At 72.2% G+C, this 21,618-nt stretch carries 23 protein-coding genes and 1 tRNA gene; 17 read left to right on the forward strand and 7 right to left on the reverse strand.

Annotated features, from left to right (window positions below; genetic code table 11):
* Positions 1-13 precede the first annotated feature (13 nt).
* Positions 14-1,729 carry a sigma-70 family RNA polymerase sigma factor gene (locus KU893_RS08580; RefSeq protein ID WP_218233929.1) on the reverse strand — a complete coding sequence of 572 codons (1,716 nt, stop codon included), beginning with the start codon at positions 1,727-1,729 and terminating at the stop codon, positions 14-16.
* Positions 1,730-1,858: 129 nt separating this feature from the next.
* Here KU893_RS08580 and KU893_RS08585 point away from each other — a divergent pair, with 129 nt between their 5' ends.
* Positions 1,859-2,440: a dienelactone hydrolase family protein gene (locus KU893_RS08585; protein WP_218233930.1), complete on the forward strand. Its 582-nt coding sequence runs from the start codon at positions 1,859-1,861 to the stop codon at positions 2,438-2,440.
* A gap of 6 nt (positions 2,441-2,446) precedes the next feature.
* Here the strand turns inward: KU893_RS08585 and KU893_RS08590 are convergent, their stop codons facing one another.
* Positions 2,447-3,688, reverse strand: a complete 1,242-nt coding sequence (locus KU893_RS08590; RefSeq protein WP_218233931.1) for a hypothetical protein — start codon at positions 3,686-3,688, stop codon at positions 2,447-2,449.
* 53 nt (positions 3,689-3,741) lie between these two features.
* On the reverse strand, positions 3,742-4,587 hold the full coding sequence (locus tag KU893_RS08595) for an LLM class F420-dependent oxidoreductase (RefSeq protein ID WP_218233932.1): 846 nt from the start codon (positions 4,585-4,587) through the stop codon (positions 3,742-3,744).
* A gap of 68 nt (positions 4,588-4,655) precedes the next feature.
* On the opposite strand from KU893_RS08595, the gene KU893_RS08600 reads away from it, so the two are divergent.
* From KU893_RS08600 to KU893_RS08660, 13 genes are all read left to right on the forward strand, one after another.
* Complete coding sequence (locus KU893_RS08600; RefSeq protein ID WP_257440647.1) at positions 4,656-5,243, forward strand: TetR/AcrR family transcriptional regulator; 588 nt, start codon at positions 4,656-4,658, stop codon at positions 5,241-5,243.
* Positions 5,240-6,457, forward strand: a complete 1,218-nt coding sequence (locus tag KU893_RS08605; protein ID WP_218233933.1) for a cytochrome P450 — start codon at positions 5,240-5,242, stop codon at positions 6,455-6,457. The genes KU893_RS08600 and KU893_RS08605 overlap by 4 nt, the downstream gene beginning before the upstream one ends.
* A 150-nt stretch (positions 6,458-6,607) precedes the next feature.
* On the forward strand, positions 6,608-7,402 hold the full coding sequence (locus KU893_RS08610; protein ID WP_218233934.1) for an SDR family oxidoreductase: 795 nt from the start codon (positions 6,608-6,610) through the stop codon (positions 7,400-7,402).
* Positions 7,399-8,832, forward strand: coding sequence for a cytochrome P450 (locus tag KU893_RS08615; protein ID WP_308167205.1), 1,434 nt, complete (start codon positions 7,399-7,401; stop codon positions 8,830-8,832). Before KU893_RS08610 ends, KU893_RS08615 begins: the two co-directional genes overlap by 4 nt.
* Complete coding sequence (locus KU893_RS08620) at positions 8,832-9,032, forward strand: ferredoxin (protein WP_218233935.1); 201 nt, start codon at positions 8,832-8,834, stop codon at positions 9,030-9,032. The genes KU893_RS08615 and KU893_RS08620 overlap by 1 nt, the downstream gene beginning before the upstream one ends.
* Entirely contained in the window at positions 9,029-9,673 is a 645-nt protein-coding gene (locus KU893_RS08625; protein WP_218233936.1) for a hypothetical protein, read from the forward strand. Before KU893_RS08620 ends, KU893_RS08625 begins: the two co-directional genes overlap by 4 nt.
* Positions 9,670-11,130: an aldehyde dehydrogenase gene (locus KU893_RS08630; protein WP_218233937.1), complete on the forward strand. Its 1,461-nt coding sequence runs from the start codon at positions 9,670-9,672 to the stop codon at positions 11,128-11,130. The genes KU893_RS08625 and KU893_RS08630 overlap by 4 nt, the downstream gene beginning before the upstream one ends.
* 133 nt (positions 11,131-11,263) lie before the next feature.
* On the forward strand, positions 11,264-12,013 hold the full coding sequence (locus KU893_RS08635; RefSeq protein ID WP_218233938.1) for an SDR family oxidoreductase: 750 nt from the start codon (positions 11,264-11,266) through the stop codon (positions 12,011-12,013).
* A 17-nt stretch (positions 12,014-12,030) separates the two neighbouring features.
* Positions 12,031-12,852: an NAD(P)-dependent oxidoreductase gene (locus KU893_RS08640; protein ID WP_218233939.1), complete on the forward strand. Its 822-nt coding sequence runs from the start codon at positions 12,031-12,033 to the stop codon at positions 12,850-12,852.
* Positions 12,849-13,241, forward strand: a complete 393-nt coding sequence (locus KU893_RS08645; RefSeq protein WP_257440650.1) for a carboxymuconolactone decarboxylase family protein — start codon at positions 12,849-12,851, stop codon at positions 13,239-13,241. Before KU893_RS08640 ends, KU893_RS08645 begins: the two co-directional genes overlap by 4 nt.
* A gap of 65 nt (positions 13,242-13,306) precedes the next feature.
* Positions 13,307-14,050 carry a 4'-phosphopantetheinyl transferase family protein gene (locus tag KU893_RS08650; protein ID WP_218233940.1) on the forward strand — a complete coding sequence of 248 codons (744 nt, stop codon included), beginning with the start codon at positions 13,307-13,309 and terminating at the stop codon, positions 14,048-14,050.
* Between the two features lie 196 nt (positions 14,051-14,246).
* A complete protein-coding gene (locus tag KU893_RS08655) occupies positions 14,247-14,936 on the forward strand; it encodes a LuxR C-terminal-related transcriptional regulator (protein WP_218233941.1) in 690 nt (229 codons plus the stop codon).
* A gap of 69 nt (positions 14,937-15,005) precedes the next feature.
* Positions 15,006-15,293: a hypothetical protein gene (locus KU893_RS08660; RefSeq protein ID WP_218233942.1), complete on the forward strand. Its 288-nt coding sequence runs from the start codon at positions 15,006-15,008 to the stop codon at positions 15,291-15,293.
* Between the two features lie 7 nt (positions 15,294-15,300).
* Here KU893_RS08660 and KU893_RS08665 read toward each other — a convergent pair.
* Positions 15,301-15,373 (reverse strand) — tRNA-Arg (locus KU893_RS08665).
* A gap of 209 nt (positions 15,374-15,582) precedes the next feature.
* Here KU893_RS08665 and KU893_RS08670 point away from each other — a divergent pair.
* Positions 15,583-16,962 (forward strand): LCP family protein, encoded by a 1,380-nt coding sequence (locus KU893_RS08670; protein ID WP_218233943.1) that lies wholly within the window; start codon positions 15,583-15,585, stop codon positions 16,960-16,962.
* A gap of 11 nt (positions 16,963-16,973) precedes the next feature.
* Entirely contained in the window at positions 16,974-17,144 is a 171-nt protein-coding gene (locus KU893_RS08675) for a hypothetical protein (protein WP_246592386.1), read from the forward strand.
* Positions 17,145-17,249: 105 nt separating this feature from the next.
* On the opposite strand, the gene KU893_RS08680 is transcribed toward KU893_RS08675, so the two are convergent.
* From KU893_RS08680 to KU893_RS08690, 3 genes are read right to left on the reverse strand one after another with little or no spacing between them, the layout of a single operon-like run.
* On the reverse strand, positions 17,250-17,603 hold the full coding sequence (locus KU893_RS08680) for an MscL family protein (protein WP_218233945.1): 354 nt from the start codon (positions 17,601-17,603) through the stop codon (positions 17,250-17,252).
* A 57-nt stretch (positions 17,604-17,660) separates the two neighbouring features.
* Positions 17,661-18,326, reverse strand: a complete 666-nt coding sequence (locus KU893_RS08685) for an SAF domain-containing protein (RefSeq protein WP_218233946.1) — start codon at positions 18,324-18,326, stop codon at positions 17,661-17,663.
* Positions 18,327-18,379: 53 nt separating this feature from the next.
* The gene (locus KU893_RS08690; protein ID WP_218233947.1) at positions 18,380-18,706 is read right to left on the reverse strand and encodes an FmdB family zinc ribbon protein; all 327 of its coding nucleotides are present in this window, start codon (positions 18,704-18,706) and stop codon (positions 18,380-18,382) included.
* Positions 18,707-18,802: 96 nt separating this feature from the next.
* Here KU893_RS08690 and KU893_RS08695 point away from each other — a divergent pair, with 96 nt between their 5' ends.
* Complete coding sequence (locus tag KU893_RS08695; protein WP_218233948.1) at positions 18,803-21,460, forward strand: penicillin acylase family protein; 2,658 nt, start codon at positions 18,803-18,805, stop codon at positions 21,458-21,460.
* The last annotated feature ends 158 nt before the right edge of the window (positions 21,461-21,618 follow it).

Raw genomic sequence — 21,618 nt, forward strand, 5'->3', positions numbered from 1 at the left:
CCGCCCGGGACGCTCAGCCCGGACAGGGATCGACGTCGAAGCTCGACGAGCGGGTCGTGGTGTGCCCGGCCCGGTCGACGGCGGTGACCGTCGCGGTGACGGCGCCGCCGATCGGGAACGGCCCGATGCTCGCGGTCCAGCCACCGCCGGACGCGGTCATCGCCTTCTGCCCGTTGCCGCTCGGGCCGCTCCAGGCGACCCGGACCGACTGGAGGGTCGCGTCGGCCGCGGTCGTGGTGACGGTGCGGCCCGAGCAGTCGGTGGGGCCACCGACCTGGATCGCGCCGATGACGGGCGGCTTGTCGACACCGACCTGGACCGACACGACGACGGTGCCGCCGGACCAGGAGACGGCGACGGTGCCGGTGCTGCTGCCCTCGCCGAGGGTGGACCGGTCGGCCGTGACGGTCAGTCCGGACTCGGCGCCGGGCTCCAGGGAGCCCTTCGTGCGCGACACCGACAGCCAGGCCACGCGCGGGCTCACGGTGTAGGTCAGCGCGGTGCCACCCGGGTTGCTCAGCCGGACCGAGCCCCTCGACAGTGCGCCCAGCCGGAGGGTGCGGGTCGAGACGCGCAGGTCGGCCGGTGTCGCCACGGTGGCCCCGGTCGAGGTCTCGGTGGTGCTGGTCGATCCGGCCGTGGTCTGCGTGGTCGCGGTGGACGACGGCTCGACGGGTACGCCGGACGTCGTGGTGGCCGTCCCGGACCGCCCGGCCGGCTCGCTCGCGGGCATGGCGGGGCCTCCGGGACTGGTCGCGGGGTCGGTGGCGACGGCCGCCTGGTCGCCGTCGGGCCACCAGGCGACGACCGCGCCGCCGCCGAGGGCCAGCAGCAGCACGACCAGGCCGACGACGAGGAGCGCGCGCCTCGCCGTACCGGTGCCCGGGAGGGCGCCACCGGCAGCCAGGACCGGGTCGTCGACGTAGTAGGCCACCAGCCGCTCGTCGCCGAGCACCCGGTCGCGCAGCGCGGCGGGGGCGGCGAAGGCGGGGACGCCCGCGAGCAGGGCGATCGGGCTGACCATCAGCCGGCGGCGGGCCTCGCAGGTCTCGCAGCCGTCGATGTGGCGCGCGACCCGCTTGCGGATCAGCGGCGAGAACCGGCCGTCCCAGTCGCCGAGGATGCCCGACAGCTCGCCGCACAGCTCGCTGCCGCGGCGGGCGATGAGCAGGGCGCCGAGGGCGCGCTCGACCTGGTCGCGGGCGCGGCTGAGCATGACGTAGGAGTTCTGCGGGGTCACGTCCATCGCGGCCGCGAGCTCGGCGCCCTCGAGGCCCTGGCGCAGGTGCAGGTCGAGCAGGGCGCGGTCGCGGTCGTTGAGACCCTCGATCGCCGCCCACACCAGCTCGCGCAGCTCGTCGTGCACGGCGGCGTCGGTGACCTGCTGCTCCGGTCCGCTGCCGAGGTCAGGCATGGCTTCGAGCCACTCGTCGTCGTGGGCCTCGCGGGCCCGGCCGCGCAGCGTGCGCAGGCACTCGTTGCGGACCACGGAGTAGAGCCACGGCCGCAGCCGCGAGGGATCGCGCAGCTGCCCGGCCTTCTCCGCCAGCACCACGAACGAGTCCGCCACGCAGTCCGCGGCCTCCTCGTGGTTGCGGAGCATCGAGTAGGCGAAGTCGTGGAGCCGGTCGGCGTAGCGCTCGTACACACCCGCGAAGGCGTGCCGGTCGCCCGCGAGGACGCCCGCGACGAGGGTCGCGTCGTCCGCGGGCCGACCCGAGACAGTCATGGCGTGATCGTAGGGACACAGGGGTGGGAGCGCCGACGAATCGCAACCTTGCAGTTTCCCCGATCGGCGTTGTCCCCGGTCGCGGCTAGCGTGCCGAGGGTCCAGTCCCGCCCAGCAAGGAGTGACGTGATGGCCGAGGTCGTCCTGTTCCACCACGCCCGCGGCCTCACCCCAGGTGTCGGGCAGTTCGCCGACTCCCTCCGGTCCGCCGGGCACGTCGTGCACACCCCCGACCTGTTCGACGGCATCCTCCCCGCCAGCCTCGACGCCGGCCTCGCCCTGGTCCGCGAGCTCGGCGACGAGCTCGACGCGCGCGCCGACCGCGCCGTCGACGCCCTGCCGGACGCCGTCGTGTACGCCGGCTTCTCCGTCGGCGAGTCCCTCGCCCAGCGCCTCGCGCAGACCCGCCCCGGCGCCCGCGGCGCGCTGCTCTACGAGTCCTGCATCCCGGTCACCGGCGAGTGGGCCTTCGGCCCCTGGCCCGACGGTGTCCCGGTGCAGGTCCACGGCGCCGACGGCGACGAGTTCTTCGCCGAGGACCTGCCCGCGGCGCAGGGGCTCATCGAGGCGGCCGGGCCGGACCTGGCCGAGCTGTTCCTGTACCCCGCCGAGGGGCACCTGTTCACCGACAGCTCGCTGCCGACGTACGACGCCGGGGCGGCTGCGCTGGTCCTGGCGCGGTCGAGGGAGTTCCTCGCCCGGCTGGGCTGAGCCGGCTCAGAGCGGCGTGATCGGGATCGACCTGCGCGGCTCGAAGGCGAACGACGCACCGGTGCTGAACCGGGTGACCGCGACCTCCTCGGCCTCGGGCCGGGACTCGCCCGCGACGACCTCGACGCTCCACCCGGCGTGCGGCGCCTCGGCGACCCGGACGTCGAGGTGGGGGTCGACCGCCCCGGCGATCGCCCGGAGGGCCTCGGGCCAGGAGGGCCCGCACAACGAGATCCAGGCCGCGTCCTCGTCGGCCGGCCCGGGGACGACGGTGATCTCGCCGCGCGACGCGGCAGCCGACACGTAGGCCGCCGGGTTGAGCAGCGGGTGCAGCCAGATCCCGCGCAGCGCGCCGGCCGGGTCGCGGGGCAGGTCGAGGGCCCGGGCGAGGCGCTCGGCGCCGATGCCGGCGATGCCGATCAGCTGCTTGCGGCGCAGCGTGACCAGCTCGGCCTCGGTCTCCACCCGCTCGGCGACGGCGAGCGCGAACGCCCGGTCCAGCAGGTGCATCTGCAGGCAGACCTCGTCGGCGATGCGGACCAGCGCGGAGTGTGAGAACGCGGTGAAGTCGACGTCCGAGAGCAACGGACCGGCGTAGTCGCCCAGCCCCTCGTCCGCGGGATCGATCGGGGCCAGCGTGAGCGTGGCGGCCCGGGAGCGCGCGTTGACGGCGAGTGCCGGGACCGGCTCCGGCTCCGGGTGCGACGGGTCGATGGTCACCGTCCACGCGCAGTGCGGGTGGCGGTCGGCGGGCACCCGCGGCGGCCGGTGGATCGGCCGGACCTGCGCGTGCGGGTTGGTCGCGATCGCGGTGGCGTCGAAGGTCGGGTCCTCGATGTCGTGGCACATGCCGCGGACGTAGTCCTCGCCCATCGGCTCGACGTCGACCAGCGCGCCGCAGTGGTCGAGCCGGAACTCGCCGTGCCAGGGGTCGTGCACGGTGTAGCGGAAGTCCATGAACTGCGGGGGAGCGCCGATGTCGAGCTGCAGTCCCTTGAAGATCGTGACCACGTCGCCCGTGCCCGGCACGTCGGGCGCGTAGCCCAGCGCCTGCTGCATCCGCCGGGTGTAGATCGGCGAGGCGGCCGCCCACTCCTCGATCGCGACCTGAAGCATCTCCTCGCGTCCGAAGGCGGCGATGCACCAGGCCATGCCGGAGCGGTCGATCAGCTGGCCCATCAGCAGCAGCTCGGGGACCAGGACCGCGAGCTCCGCGCGCGACAGCTCGGCGTACCTGCTGCGCCCCATGCGAATCGGCTGCGAATTGCCCGGTTCGGGGACCAGATCGAATGGGGTGCCGTTCACACGAGCCCCAGCCGGGTGGCCATCTTGTCGAGGTAGGTCAGCACCGCGGACTCGTCGGAGTCGGGCACGCCCCAGATCAGCTCGGAGGCGCCGGCGGCCATCCAGTCGGCGAAGTCCTCCTCGGCGGGCCGCTTGGCGACCAGCACCCGTACGTCGGGCTCGCCCTCGCGGCCGGCCTCGGCCCACTCCTTGCGCAGCAGCTCGGCGCTGGCGGCGACGTCGGTCGAGGTCGGCGTGGTCATCCAGCCGTCGGCGTGGGTGGCGATCCACCGCATGGTCTTCGGCCCGGCGCCGGCGCCGATGATGACCGGGATCCGGCCCTGCGGGGGCTTCGGGTAGGCCCAGCTCGGGCCGAACGAGACGAACTCGCCGTCGTACGACGCCTCCTCCTGCGTCCACAGCGCGCGCATCGCGCCGAGGTACTCGGCCAGCACGGTGCGTCGCTTCGCGGCCGGCACGTGGTGGTCGGTGAGCTCGTCGGTGTTCCAGCCGAAGCCGGCGCCGATGGTGACCCGGCCGCCGGAGAGGTGGTCGAGGGTGGCGAGGGTCTTGGCCAGCGTGATCGGGTCCGACTCGACCGGCAGCGAGACCGCCGTCGACAGACCGATCCGGGTGGTGACGGCCGCGCAGGTCGCGAGCGAGACCCACGGGTCGAGGGTGCGCAGGTAGCGGTCGTCGGGCAGCTCCTCGCCGCCCGTCGGGTGGAGGGCGTCCCGGCGGACCGGGATGTGCGTGTGCTCGGGCACGTAGATGGTGTCGAAGCCGCGCTCCTCGGCCGCCTGGGCCAGGCGGGCCGGCGTGATGCCGCGGTCGGAGGTGAAGAGGACGATCCCGTTGCGCATCCCCACAAACTAGAACCAGTTCTAGGAAATGTCTTGCGCTCCCCGGGAGCGTCTCCTATGTTGGACAGGTGTCCAGTCAGGTGTTCGAGATGCCGCGCCAGGGGTTGAACCCCCGGCAGGCCGAGACGGTGGAGAGGCTGCTCGCCGCCGGGCTCGAGGAGCTGCGGGCGGTCGGCCACGAGGCGCTGACGGTCCGCACGGTCGCGCAGCGGGCGGGGGTATCGCCGGCGACGGCGTACACCTATCTCGCCTCCAAGAACCACCTCTTCGCCGAGCTCTTCTGGCGTCACCTCACCTCGGCACAGCTCGCCCGGACCACCGCAGGTACGGCGGTCCAGCGGCTCCAGGCGACGATGCGGGCGCTCACCGCGCGGATCGTCGAGGAGCCCGAGCTGGCCGCGGCAGTGACGCCGGCGCTGCTCGGCGCCGACCCCGACGTCGCGCGGCTGCGGCTGCGGATCGGCGCGGAGTTCCTGTCCCGCTTCGAGTCCGCGCTCGCCGAGCCGGACCGTCCGGCCGACCCCGGGGTGCTGGAGGTGCTGGTGCTGACCTTCTCCGGCGCGCTGCTCCAGGCCGGGATGGGCCTGATGACCTACGACGAGATCGCCGAGCGGCTGGTCGCCGCCGTCGAGGTGATCATGCGGGGCAACCGATGAGCGCGCTCGTGTTCGACCCCTACGACTACGCCTTCCAGGACGACCCGTACCCGACGTACCAGCGCCTGCGTGACGAGGCGCCCGTCTTCCACGCGCCCGCGGACGACATCTGGGTGATCTCGCGCCACCAGGACGTCTTCGACGTACTGCGCAACGACGAGGTCTTCTCCAACCGGATGGGCGTCTCGCTCGACGCGTCGGCGTGGAACCCCGAGGCGCACCGGGTGATGAGCTTCCTCGGGCTCGACGGCGCCGAGCAGTCGCGCATCCGCAAGCTGGTCTCCGCCGCGTTCACCCCGCGCCGGGTCCGCGAGCTCACGCCGCAGGTGGAGGCGCTCACGCAGCGCTACCTGGCCCGCACCTTCGCCGCCAACGCCGAGCACGGCGAGGCCGACTGGATCGCCGACTTCGCCGGCAAGCTCCCGATGGACGTCATCTCCGAGATGATGGGCGTGCCGGAGGCCGACCGCGACGAGGTGCGCCGCCTCGCCGACCTCGTCGTGCATCGCGAGGACGGCGTCCGCGACGTCCCGCAGGCCGGCGTGGAGGCGTCCTTCGCCCTCTTCGGCTACTACGGCGAGATGGTCGCCCAGCGCCGTCGTACGCCGACCGCGGACCTCACCTCCGCGCTCGTCGCGGCCGAGCTCGACGGCGATCGGCTCAGCGACGGCGAGATCATGGCCTTCCTCTTCCTCATGGTGGTGGCGGGCAACGAGACCACGACCAAGCTGCTCGGCAACGCGCTCTTCCACCTCTCCGCGGACCCCGCGCAGAAGGCCCGGGTGCTGGCGGACGGCACCCTGGTGCCGGCGTGGATCGAGGAGACCCTGCGCCACGACACGTCGAGCCAGATGCTGGCGCGCTACGTCACCGACGACGTCGAGATCGGCGGGACGCGGATCCCCGGCGGGTCGAAGGCGCTGGTGCTGCTGGGCAGCGCCAACCGCGACGAGCGCGTGTTCACCGACCCGGCGACCTACGACATCCACCGCGACAAGGCCGAGCTCGCGCGGATCCTCAGCTTCGGCACGGGCCGGCACTTCTGCCTCGGCGCCAACCTGGCGCGGCTCGAGGCCCGCGTGGTGCTCGAGGAGCTGGTCCGCCGGGTCGCCGACTTCGAGGTGCACGCCGAGCGTGCGGTCCGGGTGCACTCCACCAGCGTGCGCGGGTTCGCCTCGCTGCCGGTGACGTTCACCCCGCGGACCGGTGGTTGAGGTGCGAGTGTCGCGCAGCGACCGAGCCTCGAAACCCGCCGCTTCGCTGCAGCGACTGTGCCCGGGCGAGTACCAGCGCCGTGGCCGGAGATTTCGAGGCTCGTCGCTGGCGCTCCTCGCACCTCAACCACCGGAGAAGGAGGGAGTCTGATGGCTGCGTCACGCAAGCCCGTCCACCCCGACCGCCGGCCGGCCGTGGTCGCCGGCGCGTCCTCGGGGATCGGCGCCGAGACGGCGAAGGCCCTGGCCGCCGCCGGGTTCCCGGTCGCGCTCGGCGCCCGCCGCGTCGACCGGCTCGAGGAGCTGGCCTCGGGGATCCGGGAGGCCGGGGGTGAGGCCTTCGTGCATCCCCTCGACGTCGCGTCGACCGAGTCGGTCGAGAAGTTCGCGGCCGCTGCCGCGGCGGCACTGGGCGACATCGAGGTCGTGGTCAGCAACGCCGGCCTGCTCGCTCCCGGCGCGATCCTCGACGCCACGACCGAGCAGCTCGCGACCGAGTTCGACGTCAACGTGCTCGGCGCGCACCGGCTGGTCCACGCGTTCGGCGTGGGCATGGTCGAACGGCAGCGCGGCGACCTCGTCTTCGTCTCCTCCGACACCGCGCTGCGGGCGCGCCCGTTCATGCGCGGCTACAGCGCCACGAAGTCCGGTCTGGAGGGACTGGTCGAGGCGCTGCAGATGGAGCTCGAGGGCACCGGCGTCCGGGCCTCGATCGTGCGCCCCGGGCCCACCTGGTCGGAGATGGGCTCCGACTGGGACGCCGAGGCTGGCGCGAAGGTGCTGACCGAGTGGGTCAAGTGGGGCCACGCACGGCACTCCCACTTCCTCAAGGCGACGGCGATCGCGGACGCCATCACGACGGTCGTCAGCGCGCCCCGTGGCGTGCACATCAGCCCGGTCGACGTGAACCCCGAAGCACCCCTGTCGAAGGAGGGCCAGCAGTGACGCTCGCCGACATCCCCGAGGTCTCGACGGTCCTCGACGACCAGGGCGCCGACGTACCGGCGATCATCAAGGGCACCGGCCACCTCCCCGAGATGCGGGTCGACCCGATCCGGCTGTTCCACCGGGTCCGCGAGGAGTGCGGCGACGTCGGCCGGTTCCGCCTGGCCGACAAGCAGGTCGTGCTCGTCACCGGTGCCGAGGCCAACGAGGCGTTCTTCCGGGCACCCGACGACGTGCTCGACCAGGCGGCGGCGTACCCGTTCATGACCCCGATCTTCGGCAAGGGCGTGGTCTTCGACGCCTCCCCCGAGGAGCGCCAGCAGATGCTGAAGAACCAGGCGCTGCGCGGCGACATGATGCGTGGCCACGCGCAGACCATCGAGGCCGAGATCCGCCGGATGGTGGCCGACTGGGGCGACGAGGGCGAGATCGACCTGCTCGACTTCTTCGCCGAGCTCACCATCTACACGACGTCGTCGTGCCTGATCGGCAAGCCGTTCCGCGACCAGCTCGACGGGTCGTTCGCGGAGGTCTACCACCGCCTCGAGCACGGCACCGACGCCATCGCGTACGTCGACCCGTACGCCGACATCGACAGCTTCCGGATCCGCGACCAGGCCCGTGAGGAGCTGGTCGCGAAGGTGCAGGCGATCTTCGCCGCGCGGGTCGCACTGGCCGAGTCGCTGGGCGGCGAGATCCCCAAGCAGGACCGGGACCTGCTTGACGTCCTCATCGCCGTCGGGTACGACGCCGACATGGTCACCGGCATCTTCATCTCGATGATGTTCGCCGGCCACCACACCTCGTCGGGCACGGCGTCCTGGGCGATGATCGAGCTGCTCCGGAACCCCGCGGTGATGGCCGACGTCGTCGCCGAGCTGGATGCGCTCTACGCCCCCGACGCCGACGGCGCTGCTCCCGAGGTGTCCTTCCAGGCGCTGCGGTCGATCCCGGTCCTGGAGGCCGTGCTCAAGGAGACCCTGCGCCTGCACCCGCCCCTGGTCATCCTGATGCGCCTGGTGCAGGAGGACTTCGAGCTGCTCGGCCACACCATCCCCGCCGGCACGGTGCTCGCCGCGTCGCCGCGGGTGTCCAACCGGATCGAGGAGGACTTCCCCCGCGCCGACGAGTTCGACCCGGGGCGCTACGTCGACCCGCGCCAGGAGGACCTCCAGAACCGCTGGACCTGGATCCCGTTCGGCGCCGGCAAGCACCGCTGCGTCGGCAACGCCTTCGCGATGATGCAGATGAAGGCGATCTTCTCGGTGATCCTGCGCGACTTCTCCTTCGAGGCGGTGCAGCCGCTCGACTCCTACCGCGACGACTTCACGAAGATGGTCATCCAGCTGGCCCAGCCCGCACGGGTGCGCTACCGCCGGCGGGTTTCGAGGTTCGCTGGCGCTCGCAACTCAACCACCGAGTCTTCGTGATGAAGGTCGTCGCGGACACCGGCCTGTGCCAGGGGCACCAGCTCTGCCAGAGCGAGGCGCCGACCGTCTTCGGCTTCGACGAGGCCGCCGACGTCGTCGTACTCCTCGACGAGCACCCCGACGAGGCGCTGCGCGCCGACGTCACCACCGCCGTGAAGTACTGCCCCGCCTTCGCCCTGTCCATCGAGGAGGACCGATGAGTGACCTGACCGCCCAGCTGAGCCGGGCCGAGATCGAGGAGTTCTGGGACTCCTGGCTGGACGTCAACCGTCGCGCGGAGCAGAGCGGCGACTGGCGGGTGATGGCCGAGTGGTACGCCGAGGACGCGACGTACGGCTGGATGTACAGCCACGACGAGCACTTCATGGCGGTTGGCCGCGACCAGATCCGCGACTGGGCGATCGGCATCGAGATGGACGGCTTCGACGGCTGGCACTACGACTACGTCTGCACCATGATCGACGAGCAGAAGTCCATGGTGCTGGGCTTCTGGAAGCAGCGCTCGGGCATCGTCAACGACGAGACCGGCGACGAGTACGAGATCCTCGGCATCGGCGGCTCGTGGTTCGGCGTCGAGCGCCAGACCGCCGGCGCCGACGCCGGCCAGGTCAAGATCGCCTGGCAGCGCGACTGGTTCGACATGCCGTCGACGACGCACACCTTCATGGAGATCCTCAAGGCCGACAAGGCGACTCCGCGCCTGCTGGAGCGGATGTCCGTGTTCGGGCACGACGTCCCGGGGCACTACCACCTGAAGGACCTGCCCTCCACGGTGTGGCCGCCGCCGGTCGAGGCGGGCGCGTACGTCACCCAGGCCGCTGCGCCGGAGGCCACCGCATGAGCGTCCTGCCCCCTCCCGCGCAGCAGCTGGTCGACGGCAAGCTGGTCGCGGCGTCCGACGGGTCGACGTACCCGATCCTCAACCCTGCTTCGGGTTGTGAGATCGGCGTCGCGCCGGACGGTACGGCGGCCGACGTCGGCGCGGCGATCGCCGCCGCCCGGCGGGCCTTCGACGAGAGCGACTGGTCGACGGACCGCGAGCTGCGGGTGCGCTGCCTGCGCCAGCTGCACGCCGCGCTGCTCGAGAACGCCGACGCGTTCCGGGCCCTGACGACCGCCGAGGTCGGCATGCCCGGCTTCATGATGGGCGCCGCCGGGTTCGACGTGCCCGTCGACGGCCTGCGGTGGGTCACCGACCTGCTGGAGACCTACGCCTTCGAGACCGACCTCGGCGTCGCCGCGCCGATGGGAATCCCGTCGCGCCGCACGGTGCGCCGCGAGCCGGTCGGCGTGGTCGCGGCGATCACGCCGTGGAACGTGCCGACGCAGATCAACCTCGCGAAGGTCGGACCGGCGCTGGCGGCGGGCTGCACGGTCGTGCTCAAGCCGGCGCCGGACACCCCGTGGCTGGCCGCCGAGCTGGGGCGCCTGGTCGCCGAGCACACCGACATCCCGCCCGGCGTCTTCAACGTGGTCACGCCGCGCTCCAACGAGGTGGCGTCGGTGCTGTCGACCGATCCCCGCATCGACATGGTGTCCTTCACCGGCTCCACGGCGGTCGGGAAGGCGATCATGGCGGCCGCCGCGCCCACCTTGAAGAAGGTGTTCCTCGAGCTCGGCGGCAAGTCCGCCGCGATCGCCCTCGACGACGCCGACGTCGCCGCCGTCGCCGGAGGAACGGCGTTCGCCGCCTGCATCCATGCCGGCCAGGGCTGCGCCATCACCACCCGGCTGATCGTCCCGCGTGACCGGTACGACGAGGCGGTCGCCGTCGCCGCCCAGACCATGGAGTCGATCGGGGTCAAGGACCCGGCCGACCCCGGTGCGATCTGCGGCCCGGTGATCTCCGCGGTGCAGCGCGACCGGGTGGCGGCGTACTTCGACATCGCGAAGCAGGAGGGCGGCAGCTTCGCCACCGGCGGCGCGGTCATCGATCAGCCCGGCTTCTGGGTCCAGCCCACCGTCGTCGCCGGTCTCGACAACTCCTCGCGGCTCGCGCAGGAGGAGATCTTCGGCCCCGTGCTCGTGGTCATCGCGCACGACGGTGACGATGACGCGGTGCGGATCGCCAACGACTCGGCGTACGGGCTCTCGGGCTCCGTCGACTCCGCCTCGCTGGAGCGGGCGAAGGCGGTCGCCGCCCGGATCAGGACCGGCACCCTCGCCGTCAACGGCGGCGTGTGGTTCAGTCCGGACGCGCCGTTCGGTGGCTACAAGCAGTCCGGCATCGGCCGGGAGATGGGCGTCGCGGGGTTCGAGGAGTACCTGGAGATGAAGACGCTGGCCTTCCCCGCGTGAGCCGTTGCATGAATCCCCGGATATCCGGGGATTCCGACGCTTGTCAGGTGTTGCAACCCCTGACAAGCGCATGAATCCCCGGATATCCGGGGATTCATGCACCACCAGAGTGACCAGAGCGACAGGAGTGACCATGAGGTTCGACAACAAGGTCGTCGTCGTCACGGGCGCGGCCCAGGGCATCGGTGAGGCCTACGCGCGAGCCCTGGCCAGGGAGGGTGCCGCGGTCGTCGTCGCGGACATCGACGAGGAGGCCGGGGCCAAGGTCGCCGCGTCCATCAACGAGGACGGCGGCCGCGCGATCTTCGTGCCCTGCGACGTCTCCTCGGCCGAGTCGGCGGACAACCTGGTCCGGCGGACCGTCGACGAGCTCGGCGGGATCGACCACCTGGTCAACAACGCCGCGATCTACGGGGCGATGGAGTTCAACCTGCTGATCAGCGTCGACTGGGACTACTACAAGAGGTTCATGGGCGTGAACCTCGACGGCGCGCTCGTGATGACCCGCGCCGTCTACCCGGAGATCGCCAGGCGCGGTGGGGGAGCGATCGTCAACCAGAGCTCGACGGCGGCCTACCTCTACTCCGGCTTCTACGGCCTCGCCAAGGCCGGCATCAACAGCCTCACCCAGCAGCTCGCCCACGAGCTCGGCGGCCAGCGGATCCGGGTCAACGCCATCGCTCCCGGACCCACCGACACCGAGGCCACCCGTACCCAGGCCGGCGACGCCGCCAAGGACATCGTCCGCAACAGCCTCGCGATCAAGCGGATGGGCTCCGTCGACGACATGGTCGGCGCGCTGCTGTTCCTGCTGTCCGACGACGCGTCGTGGGTGACCGGCCAGATCCTGGCGGTCGACGGCGGCCAGACCTTCCGGCTCTGATGACTTTGATGACTCCGATGACTCCGACGGGTGATCGGGTGCGGGTCGGGTTCGTCGGGCTCGGCAACATCGGCAAGCCGATGGCGCTGCGGCTGGCGCAGGCGGACGCCATCGACCTCCAGGTGTACGACGTCGCGCCGGACCCGGTCGCCGAGCTGGTCGCCGCGGGGGCTGGTGCCGTCGGTTCCGTGGCCGAGCTCGACGTGGACGTCGTGTGCGTGATGGTGCGCGACGACGACCAGGTCCGGGCGGTCGCTGCCGACGTACCCCGGGACTGCGTGCTGGTCGTCCACTCGACGGTCGCGCCCGAGACCCCGGCCGCGCTGGCCGCGGACGGACGCCGGGTGCTCGACGCCCCCGTCAGCGGCGGGCCGATGGGCGCCGCCGACGGCAGCCTGGCGATCATGGTCGGCGGCTCGGACGAGGCGTACGCCGCCGCCCGCCCGGCGCTCGAGCTGATGGGCAGCAAGGTCGTCCACGCCGGTCCGGTCGGAGCCGGCACCCGGATGAAGCTGGCCCGCAACCTGATCCACTTCGTCGCGTTCACGGCCGTCACCGAGGCCCAGCGCCTCGCCGAGGCCGCCGACCTCGACCTGGCCGCGCTCGGCGAGGTCGTCCGGCACACCGACGCGATCACCGGCGGACCCGGCGCGATCATGTACCGCACCACGACGGCGCCGATCGCGACCGACGACTTCTGGCACGGCGTGTTCTCGCACGTCGCCGCGCTGGGGGAGAAGGACCTGGGCTTCGCGATCGCCCTCGCGGACGAGCTCGGCGTCGACGTACCACTGGCGCGGGAAGCGCTGCCACGACTGGGGAAGGGACTGGGACTGTGACGAGCGACAAGTTCGCCGACCTGCCGGAGCTGCGGGCGAAGGGCCTGCGCAAGATGGAGCAGGTCTACGGCTTCGACATGACCGACGGGACCGGCGACTTCTTCCGCTACACCGCCGACCACCTCTTCGCCGACATCTGGGAGCGTCCGGGCCTCAGCGACCGGGATCGGCGACTGCTGCTCATCGGCATGCTCGCCGGTCAGGGCGCGGCCGACGTCCTCGGCATCCAGGTCCCCGCGGCCCATGCCGCAGGCGAGCTCGACGACGACGCGCTGCGCGAGATCGTCGTCTTCCTCAGCCACTACGCCGGCTGGCCGCAGGGTGCCCGGCTGAACTCGATCGTCGAGGAGACGATCGCCAAGTCGCAGCGCGCGAAGGCCGGCTTCTAGGGTCCGGCGCCGACGTGGGCCCCGGACGTGAGCCCGCTCACACCGACTTGTTAGCCTCGGGACCGATGACTCGCGACAAGGCGTTGGCCGTACCGGACCAGCAGGCCGAGCCGGTGACCCCTGAGGTCCTCGGCTCCCTGCTCAACACCCCGGTGAGCCGGGGGCCGGGAGGTGTCGCGGTCTGGCGGATCCCGACGGAGGCGTTCGCCGACGAGGAGCTCGAGGTCGTCCGCGACTGGCTCGACGAGGGCGAGCGCCAGCAGGCGTCGTCGTACGTGCGTGCCGAGCTGCGCCGCGCCTACGAGATCGCCCACGCCGCCGCCCGCCTGGTCGTCGGCGCGGTCTCCGACACCCCGCCCGAGAAGGTGGTGTGGGGCCGGCACGCCTGTCCCGGCTGCGGTGAGCCGCACGGCCGCCCCCGGGCCGAGGGCTCCGGCGTGGAGTTCTCGCTGAGCCACACCCCCGGCCAGGTGCTCGTCGCCGTGGCCGACGTCGCCGTCGGCGTCGACGTCGAGCGACACCCCGACGACCCGGTGGCGCTGGCCAAGCTGCTGCACCCGCGCGAGTGCGAGGAGATCGAGGCCGCCGCCCACGGCACCCTCGACGGCGGCCGCGCCTCGGTCCGCTTCACCCGCGCCTGGTCCCGCACCGAGGCCTACCTCAAGGGCATCGGCATCGGCCTGGGCCGCGACCCCCACCTCGACTACCTCGGCACCGATGGTGCTCCGAGCCGCAGGCTCGGTGCGTGGAGCATCCACGACGTCGTCGTGCCGGAGGGGTACGGCGCCGCGGTCGCCGTGCTGGCCTAGGCCCAACGGTCGCGCTGGCCCCTCCTGCGTCGGGTCATTTCACCTTCAACCATGGTTGTGACCTGACTCACATTTCGGGTAGAACGAAAGCGTCGACGAGCCCAGGGGGTCCTCCTCACGCAGCCCAGGTGCCCCCGGGGCCCGTCATCGGCTGGCGAGGTCGTTGCGGGGGTGGCGGATGAGTGGTGCTCGACCGATGCGCATCGCGGTGGTCGACGACCACGCGGTGCTCGCCGACGCCGTGGCGTCGGCCCTCGAGGACGAGGGCTACATCGTCCGGCTGATCTCGCTGTCCGACGTGCACGCGACCCTCGCCTCCGTGCTCGCCTCGACGCTGCGCAGCGCGGCCCGGATGGTGCTGCTCGAGCCCAGCCTGGGCAGGGTCGGCAACGGCCTGCGGCTGGTCCGTCCGTTGGCGGCCTCGGGTACGTCGGTCGTGGTGCTGACCGGCACCGGCGACCGCCTCGAGTGGGGCGAGGCGCTCCTCCGCGGCGCCAAGGCCGTGCTGCCCAAGACCTGCCAGCTCGCCGACGTCGTCGCTGCGGCGCGGGCGGTCCGCGACGAGCAGCCGCTGATGAGCGCCGAGGAGCGCCGGGAGCTGATCGACGCGGCCCTGCGCGAGCGCGACGAGGTCCGCACGATCCGAGCCCGCCTCGACCGGCTGACCCGGCGCGAGGCGGAGGTGCTCGCTGCGTTGATGCAGGGCGTCCAGGTGCGCGACATCGCGCGGTCGGCGTACGTCTCCGAGGTCACCGTCCGCACCCAGGTGAAGCGAGTCCTCGCCAAGCTGCAGACGACCTCGCAGCTCGCCGCGGTCGGTGCGGCCTACCGGGTCGGCTGGCGGCCGCCGGACACCGATCTCGCCTGGCCGGCCGCGGCGGGCTGACCCGGCCCGGCGCGGCCGTCGGCGAGCGCGGATGGCCGATCCTCACCAGGTGCGCCGGATACTGGCGCGGTGGTGAGCTTCCTTCTCTCGGTCACGTTCGCCTGCGGCGTGGTGATCGCCGTCGCGCACGTCCTCAACCGGCGCTTCGTCGCGCCGGTCTACGACGTCGTGGCCAACCTGACCGCGTTCGTCTCGGCGACCGCTGCCTCCGTGCTGCTCGAGCACTGGGTCCCCGCGAGCCTGTCGTGCGTCGCGATCGGCTGCTGGCTCGTGCTCGCCCGGCGCACGACTCGCGCGCTGCGTGCCCGGAACAGTGCCCGGGACGGCTCCCGGGCGGCCGCGCTGACGGCCCGGTGAGCTCGGGTGCCCCAGGCAAGAGTCGAACTTGCGACCTTTCGCTTAGGAGGCGGCTGCTCTATCCACTGAGCTACTGGGGCGTGGTGGGCCCATCTTGTCAGGTCCGGGCCGCCCGCCCCGGATTGGGTCGACGCACGGGGGTCCGGTCACAATGGTGAGCGACTCGCCGCCGCGCTTGGTGCGGTCCGTACGGTGGGCGTGGTACCACCGGTGCCGACCGGCCGCTGACTCGGCAGCGACGTCGAGACCCCGACCATCCGCCGCGAGCGGCCACACGACCAGGTGATCCATGACGCAGGACGTTGAGACCAGGCGCCCCGACGCGCCCGGGAGCCGCGCGCGCCGGGTGCCGACCTCGCGGGCCGACCGCCGCCGGCCGCGCAGCGAGCGCCGAGCACGCCGTGGGCGCACGGGTGGCGCCGGCAAGCGGGTCGCCGGCGGCCGGCGCAAGGCGCCGCAGCCGGGCAAGGTCGTCTTCAAGGTCATCCTCGCCAGCCTGATGTCGCTCGGCCTCACGACCGGCCTCGGCGTCGTGCTGGTCTACAACAACTGGAACGGCAACATCGACACCCAGGATGTCTCGGGTCAGCTCGGCACCGACCGGCCGACCGAGGAGGACACCGGCCCCAAGAAGCCGATGAACATCCTGGTGATGGGCACCGACACCCGCTCGGGCAAGGGCAACGGCATCGACGGCGAGGCGGGCGGCGGCCTGTCCGACACCACGATCCTGTTCCACCTCTCCGCCGACCGGAAGTTCGCCTACGGCATCTCGGTGCCGCGCGACACCGCCGTGATCCGGCCGAGTTGCTACCGCGAGGACGGCAGCGAGATCGCCGCTGCCACCGGCTACGCCAAGTGGAACGCCGCCTTCGCGGTCGGCGGTCCCGCGTGCACGATCCGCCAGTTCGAGCAGGCCACTAACATCCGGATCAACAAGTACGTGCTCGTCGACTTCAACCAGTTCCGGGACATGGTCAACGCCCTCGACGGCGTCGAGGTCTGCATCCCCGAGGACATCGACGACGAGACGCACAACATCCACCTCAAGGCGGGCACCCGCGAGATCAAGGGCAACGAGGCGTTGACCTACGTGCGGGCCCGGTACCGGATCGGCGACGGGACGGACCCCAACCGCACCCGCCGCCAGCAGGCGTTCATCGGCTCGATGATCAACAAGGCGCTCACCGCCGGCATGATCGCCCGGCCCGACCGGCTGATCGGCTTCATGAACGCCGCGTCCTCGTCGCTGCACACCGACTTCAAGAACATCGCGCAGATGGCCGACCTCGCCGTCACCGCGAAGGGCATCGGCGCCGACAACATCAAGTTCATCACCACCCCGTGGGTCTACTCCGACAAGGTCAGCTCCGGCATCGAGTGGACCCCCGAGGTGGACAAGCTGTGGCAGCTGGTCCGCCGGGACAAGCCGCTGACCCCGGAGTTCCTCAAGGACGCCCTCAGCGCCGGAGACAAGCCCGACGGCTCGCCGACGGTCAGTGACGCCGCCACGCAGTCGCCGTCCGGGCCCGCCAGCCCGTCGGACACCGCCAGCCAGACCGGGACCCCCGGCACCCCCGGGACCACGCCGAGCAACGGCGTGACCCCGCCGGTCGTGCCCGAGGGCCTCAGCGCCTCCGGCCGCGAGGCCGCCGGCCTGTGCACCTGAGGCCGGTCGTCGTGGGCGAGCAGGAGACGGACTGGGAGCGGCGGCGCCGGCTGGCCGAGATCTTCGGCGACGTCGAGCCGTCGGTGACCTCCGACGAGCGCGACGACGTCCCACCCGCCGCCCGGGAGAGCGCCAGCGACCGCTGGCTCAAGGCGCAGGTCCCGCCGCACCACGGCAGCTGAGCCCACCACGGCTGAGCCCACCCCCGGTCGGCCCGCAGGAGCCACGACGCATCGAGGGCCGGTGGGGATGCCCCCACCGGCCCTCGATGCGCGTGTGCGGTGTGGTCAGTCGCGGTTGACCAGCGCGTTGCGGATGTCGGTGAGCAGCTCCACCTCGGTGGGGCCGCCCGCGTCGGCGGGGAAGAAGCGCTCCCTGGCCTTGGTGTAGGGCATGACCACGAAGAAGTACACGACTGCGGCGAGGATCAGGAAGGCGATCACGGCGTTGACGAAGGGCGCGATGTCGACGTCGGCGACCACCATCGCGCCGACCGTGTTGGCCCCGCCCACCTTGCCGACGTAGGCCAGCAGCACGTCGGTGAAGGCCTTGACGACCGCGGCGAACGACGTGCCGATGATGACGGCGACGGCGAGGTCGACGAGGTTGCCCTTCAGGATGAAGTTCTTGAACCCGGACATCTATCTCTCCTCTTCCCGAGCGATGGTGGTGCGGTGGGGGACTCTCGGCCCCGGAGACTAGCTGCGACTCCATGTGAAGGTCACGAGCTCGACGGCGGATGCGGCCGTGACGAGGTCGACATCGACCGAATCTAGGGCCAGCACGACCAGACGCCCAGGAAGCGCGCCGCCGTTCGCCGATTCCGGGTCGGGTACGGCGAGCACGGTCGTGTCGCGCGCCAGGACCTGGGTCGTACCGGCCTGCGGGTCGGTGCCGAGCAGGCTGATCTGGTCGCCGGGCCTGAGCAGCGCCACCTGCCCGGCGTCCGAGAGCCGGACCGGGACGGTGAGGGTGCCGGCGGGCTGGGCGGCGCCGAGGTCGGGGCCGACCAGGCGGACGTCGGTCACGGGCTCGCCGGTGCGCAGGGGAGCGGCCAGCCGGCGGCCGACCGGGTTCCGCGCCACCCGCTGCGGTACGACGTCCGCCGGGACCTCGACGCTCATCAGGTCACCCGCCGCCACCTCCCGGCCGGCGGGCAGGTCGCGGGCGGCGACGAGCAGCGTGCTGGTCGCGGGTGGTGGCGGCGCGAGCGAGCGGACGGCGAGGGCCGCGCCGAGGCCGAGCAGGAGCGCGGCGATCAGGCGTCGGCGGCGCAGCACCCGCCGCCGTACCTCGTCGAGCGCGTCACGGACACGGCGCAGCGGAGGACGGGCGGGCGGCTGGCGGGGGTCGCGGGACTCCATGCCGGCGACCGTAGGCCGCCGCGACGCCGGCTGCCGGCGTCATCCACAGGGGCTCAGGCGGGGGAGGCGGCCGAGCTCGAGCTCGACGAGCCCGACGAGCTCGCCGACGAGGACGAGGCCGCGTCGGAGCCCGACGAGCCGGACGAGCTCGACGAGCTCGACGACGAGGTCGACGTGGCCGGCGTGCTCGACGCGCTTGTCGAGGACTTGCTGTCGGTCTTGTAGAAGCCGGAGCCCTTGAACACGACGCCGACCGAGTTGAACACCTTGCGCAGCTTGCCGGTGCACTCGGGGCACGTCGTGAGGGCGTCGTCGCTGAACTTCTGCACCTGCTCGAAGGCATGGCCGCACTCGGTGCACAGGTACTGGTAGGTGGGCATCGACGTTCCTCGCTTGGCACTCTCGCCCTAGCACTCTTGCCGGGCGAGTGCCAATGCTACGCCAGCAGGCAACCGCACGGCACAATGGCGCCCACCATGGTGGACCTCGACACTCCTTCCCCGGTCCCGGCGGCCCGAGCGGCCCGAGCGCCCCGATGGCCGCGATGGCTGCGCTGGACGGCCGCCCTCGGCGTCCTGCTCGTCCTCGTCCTCATCGCGGGCCTGACCACGGCCGTCGTCGGCGTACGCCGCTCCTGGCCGCAGACCGGCGGCGAGCTGTCGATCAGCGGCCTCGACGGCGAGGTCCGCGTGGTCCGCGACGACCACGGCATCCCGCAGATCTACGCCGACTCCACCCACGACCTGATGCTGGCCCAGGGCTTCGTGCACGCCCAGGACCGCTTCTTCGAGATGGACGTACGACGGCACGCGACCGCCGGGCGTCTCTCGGAGCTCTTCGGCGACTCCGGCCTGGAGACCGACCTGGTGGTGCGCACCCTCGGCTGGCGCGACGTCGCCGAGCAGGAGGTCGCGCTGCTGCGCCCGGCCACGCGCAGCGCCCTCGACGCCTACGCGGAGGGCGTCAACGCCTACCTCGAGGGCCGTTCGACCTCGCAGATGTCGCTGGAGTACAGCCTGCTCGGCATCACCGGCCTCGACTACCAGCCGGAGAAGTGGACCGCGGTCGACTCGGTCGCCTGGCTCAAGGCGATGGCCTGGGACCTGCGCGGCAACCTCGAGGAGGAGATCGGCCGCGCCATCGCGACCGCGACCCTCGGCGAGGAGCGCGCGCAGGACCTCCACCCCGACTATCCGTACGCCGAGCACGCGCCGATCGTGCAGCAGGGCGGCATCGTCGCGGGCGGGTTCGACCAGGACGCCCCCGGCGCCGGTGCCGGCTCCCTCGCCCGCCCACCTCTCGCCGACCCCCGCACCGTCGAGGCGCTGGCGAAGGTGCGCAGCGTGCTGGCCGGCGTACCCGCCCTCCTCGGCCAGGGCGACGGCATCGGCAGCAACGCGTGGGTGGTCGCCGGCGACCACACCGACACCGGCTCGCCGATCCTCGCCAACGACCCGCACCTCGGCATCTCCCTGCCGGGCGTGTGGACCCAGGTCGGCCTGCACTGCCGCAGCCTGTCGCCCGACTGCCCCTACGACGTCGCCGGGTTCAGCTTCTCCGGCGTGCCGGGCGTGGTGATCGGCCACAACCGCGACATCGCCTGGGGCTTCACCAACCTCGGCCCCGACGTCACCGACCTGTTCGTCGAGCGGGTCACCGGCGACCGCTGGGAGTACGACGGCCAGCAGCTCCCGCTGACCCGGCGTACCGAGCGGATCGAGGTCCGTGACGGCGAGGACGTCGAGATCACGGTCCGCTCCACGAGCCACGGCCCGCTGCTGTCCGACCTCGCCCGGTTCGCCGACGAGGACGGCATCGAGACCACCGAGGACGGCCTGCTCGACCAGGTGGAGGCTGTCGCCGACGCCCAGGACGCCGAGGACGCCCGGCCGGGCGGCGACCCCGCCATCGCGCTCGCCTGGACCGCGCTCACCCCGCGTCCGACCGCCGACGCCCTGCTCGCGCTCGACCGTGCCAGCGACTGGACCTCCTTCCACAAGGCGCTCTCCGCGTTCGCGGTCCCCGGCCAGAACGTCGTGTACGCCGACACACAGGGCCATATCGGCTACCAGGCGACCGGCGTGGTCCCCGTCCGCGGCCCCGGCAACGACGGGCGGCTGCCCGCGGCCGGGTGGCGCAAGGACACCGACTGGACCGGCGAGGTCGTGCCGTACGACGCCCTGCCCCGCGTCCTCGACCCGGAGTCCGGGATCATCGCGACCGCCAACCAGGCCGTGATCGACCCGACCCGGTACGCGCCGTACCTCACCTCGGACTGGGACCAGGGCTACCGCTCGGACCGGATCAACCGGCTGCTCGCCGCCGACGACGAGCTCAGCGTCGACAAGATGGCGGCCATCCAGCTCGACGACCGCAGCGCGATCGGGGAGGCGCTGACGCCGTACCTCCTCGACATCGAGCTGCCCCACGGCTACTACTCCGCCGGCCAGCGGCTGCTCAGGTCGTGGAACTACCAGCAGGACGCCGACAGCGCGGCCGCGGCGTACTTCAACGTCGTGTGGCGCGAGGTGCTGGCCCGCACCTTCTCCGACGAGCTGCCGCCGGTGATCCAGCCCGACGGCGGGGACCGGTGGTTCGCGGTCGTCAGCGCGCTGCTGCCGCGGGGGAAGAACGCGTGGTGGGACGACGTGCGCACCGACGACAAGGTCGAGCGGCGTACCGACATCCTGCGCGAGGCGATGATCGCCGCCCGCGACGAGATGACGGCGCTCGAGTCCCCGGACCCCGACGAGTGGTCGTGGGGCGCGCTGCACGAGCTGGAGCTGCGCTCCTCGACGCTGGGGGAGTCCGGCATCGGGCTGGTCGAGCGGATGTTCAACCGCGGCGGCTGGGAGGTCGGCGGCGGCGGCTCGCTGGTCAACGCGACCGCCTGGGACGCCCGCGACGGCTACCAGGTCGCCACCGCCCCCTCGATGCGGATGGTGGTCTCGATGGACGACCTCGACGCGGCCCGCTGGATCAACCTCACCGGCATCTCCGGGCACGCCTTCCACCCGCACTACACCGACCAGACCGACCTGTGGGCACGCGGCGAGACCCTGCCCTGGGTGTTCTCCGAGAAGGCGGTGGAGAAGGCGGGCGAGGACGTGCTGGTCCTGACCCCCGGAGGTTGACCTTCCCCGTCCTCACCGTTGACCTGCCACAACCTCGCCCTTGAGTTGCCACAAACTCGCGGTTCAGTTGCCCGGGTCGCTCCTCCGCTGGAACTCAACGGTGACGTCGGCGCAGGTCAACGGTGAGTTTGCGGCAGGTCAACGGTGAGTTTGTGGCA

The organism is Nocardioides daeguensis (assembly GCF_019192965.1).
GTDB lineage: Bacteria > Actinomycetota > Actinomycetes > Propionibacteriales > Nocardioidaceae > Nocardioides > Nocardioides daeguensis.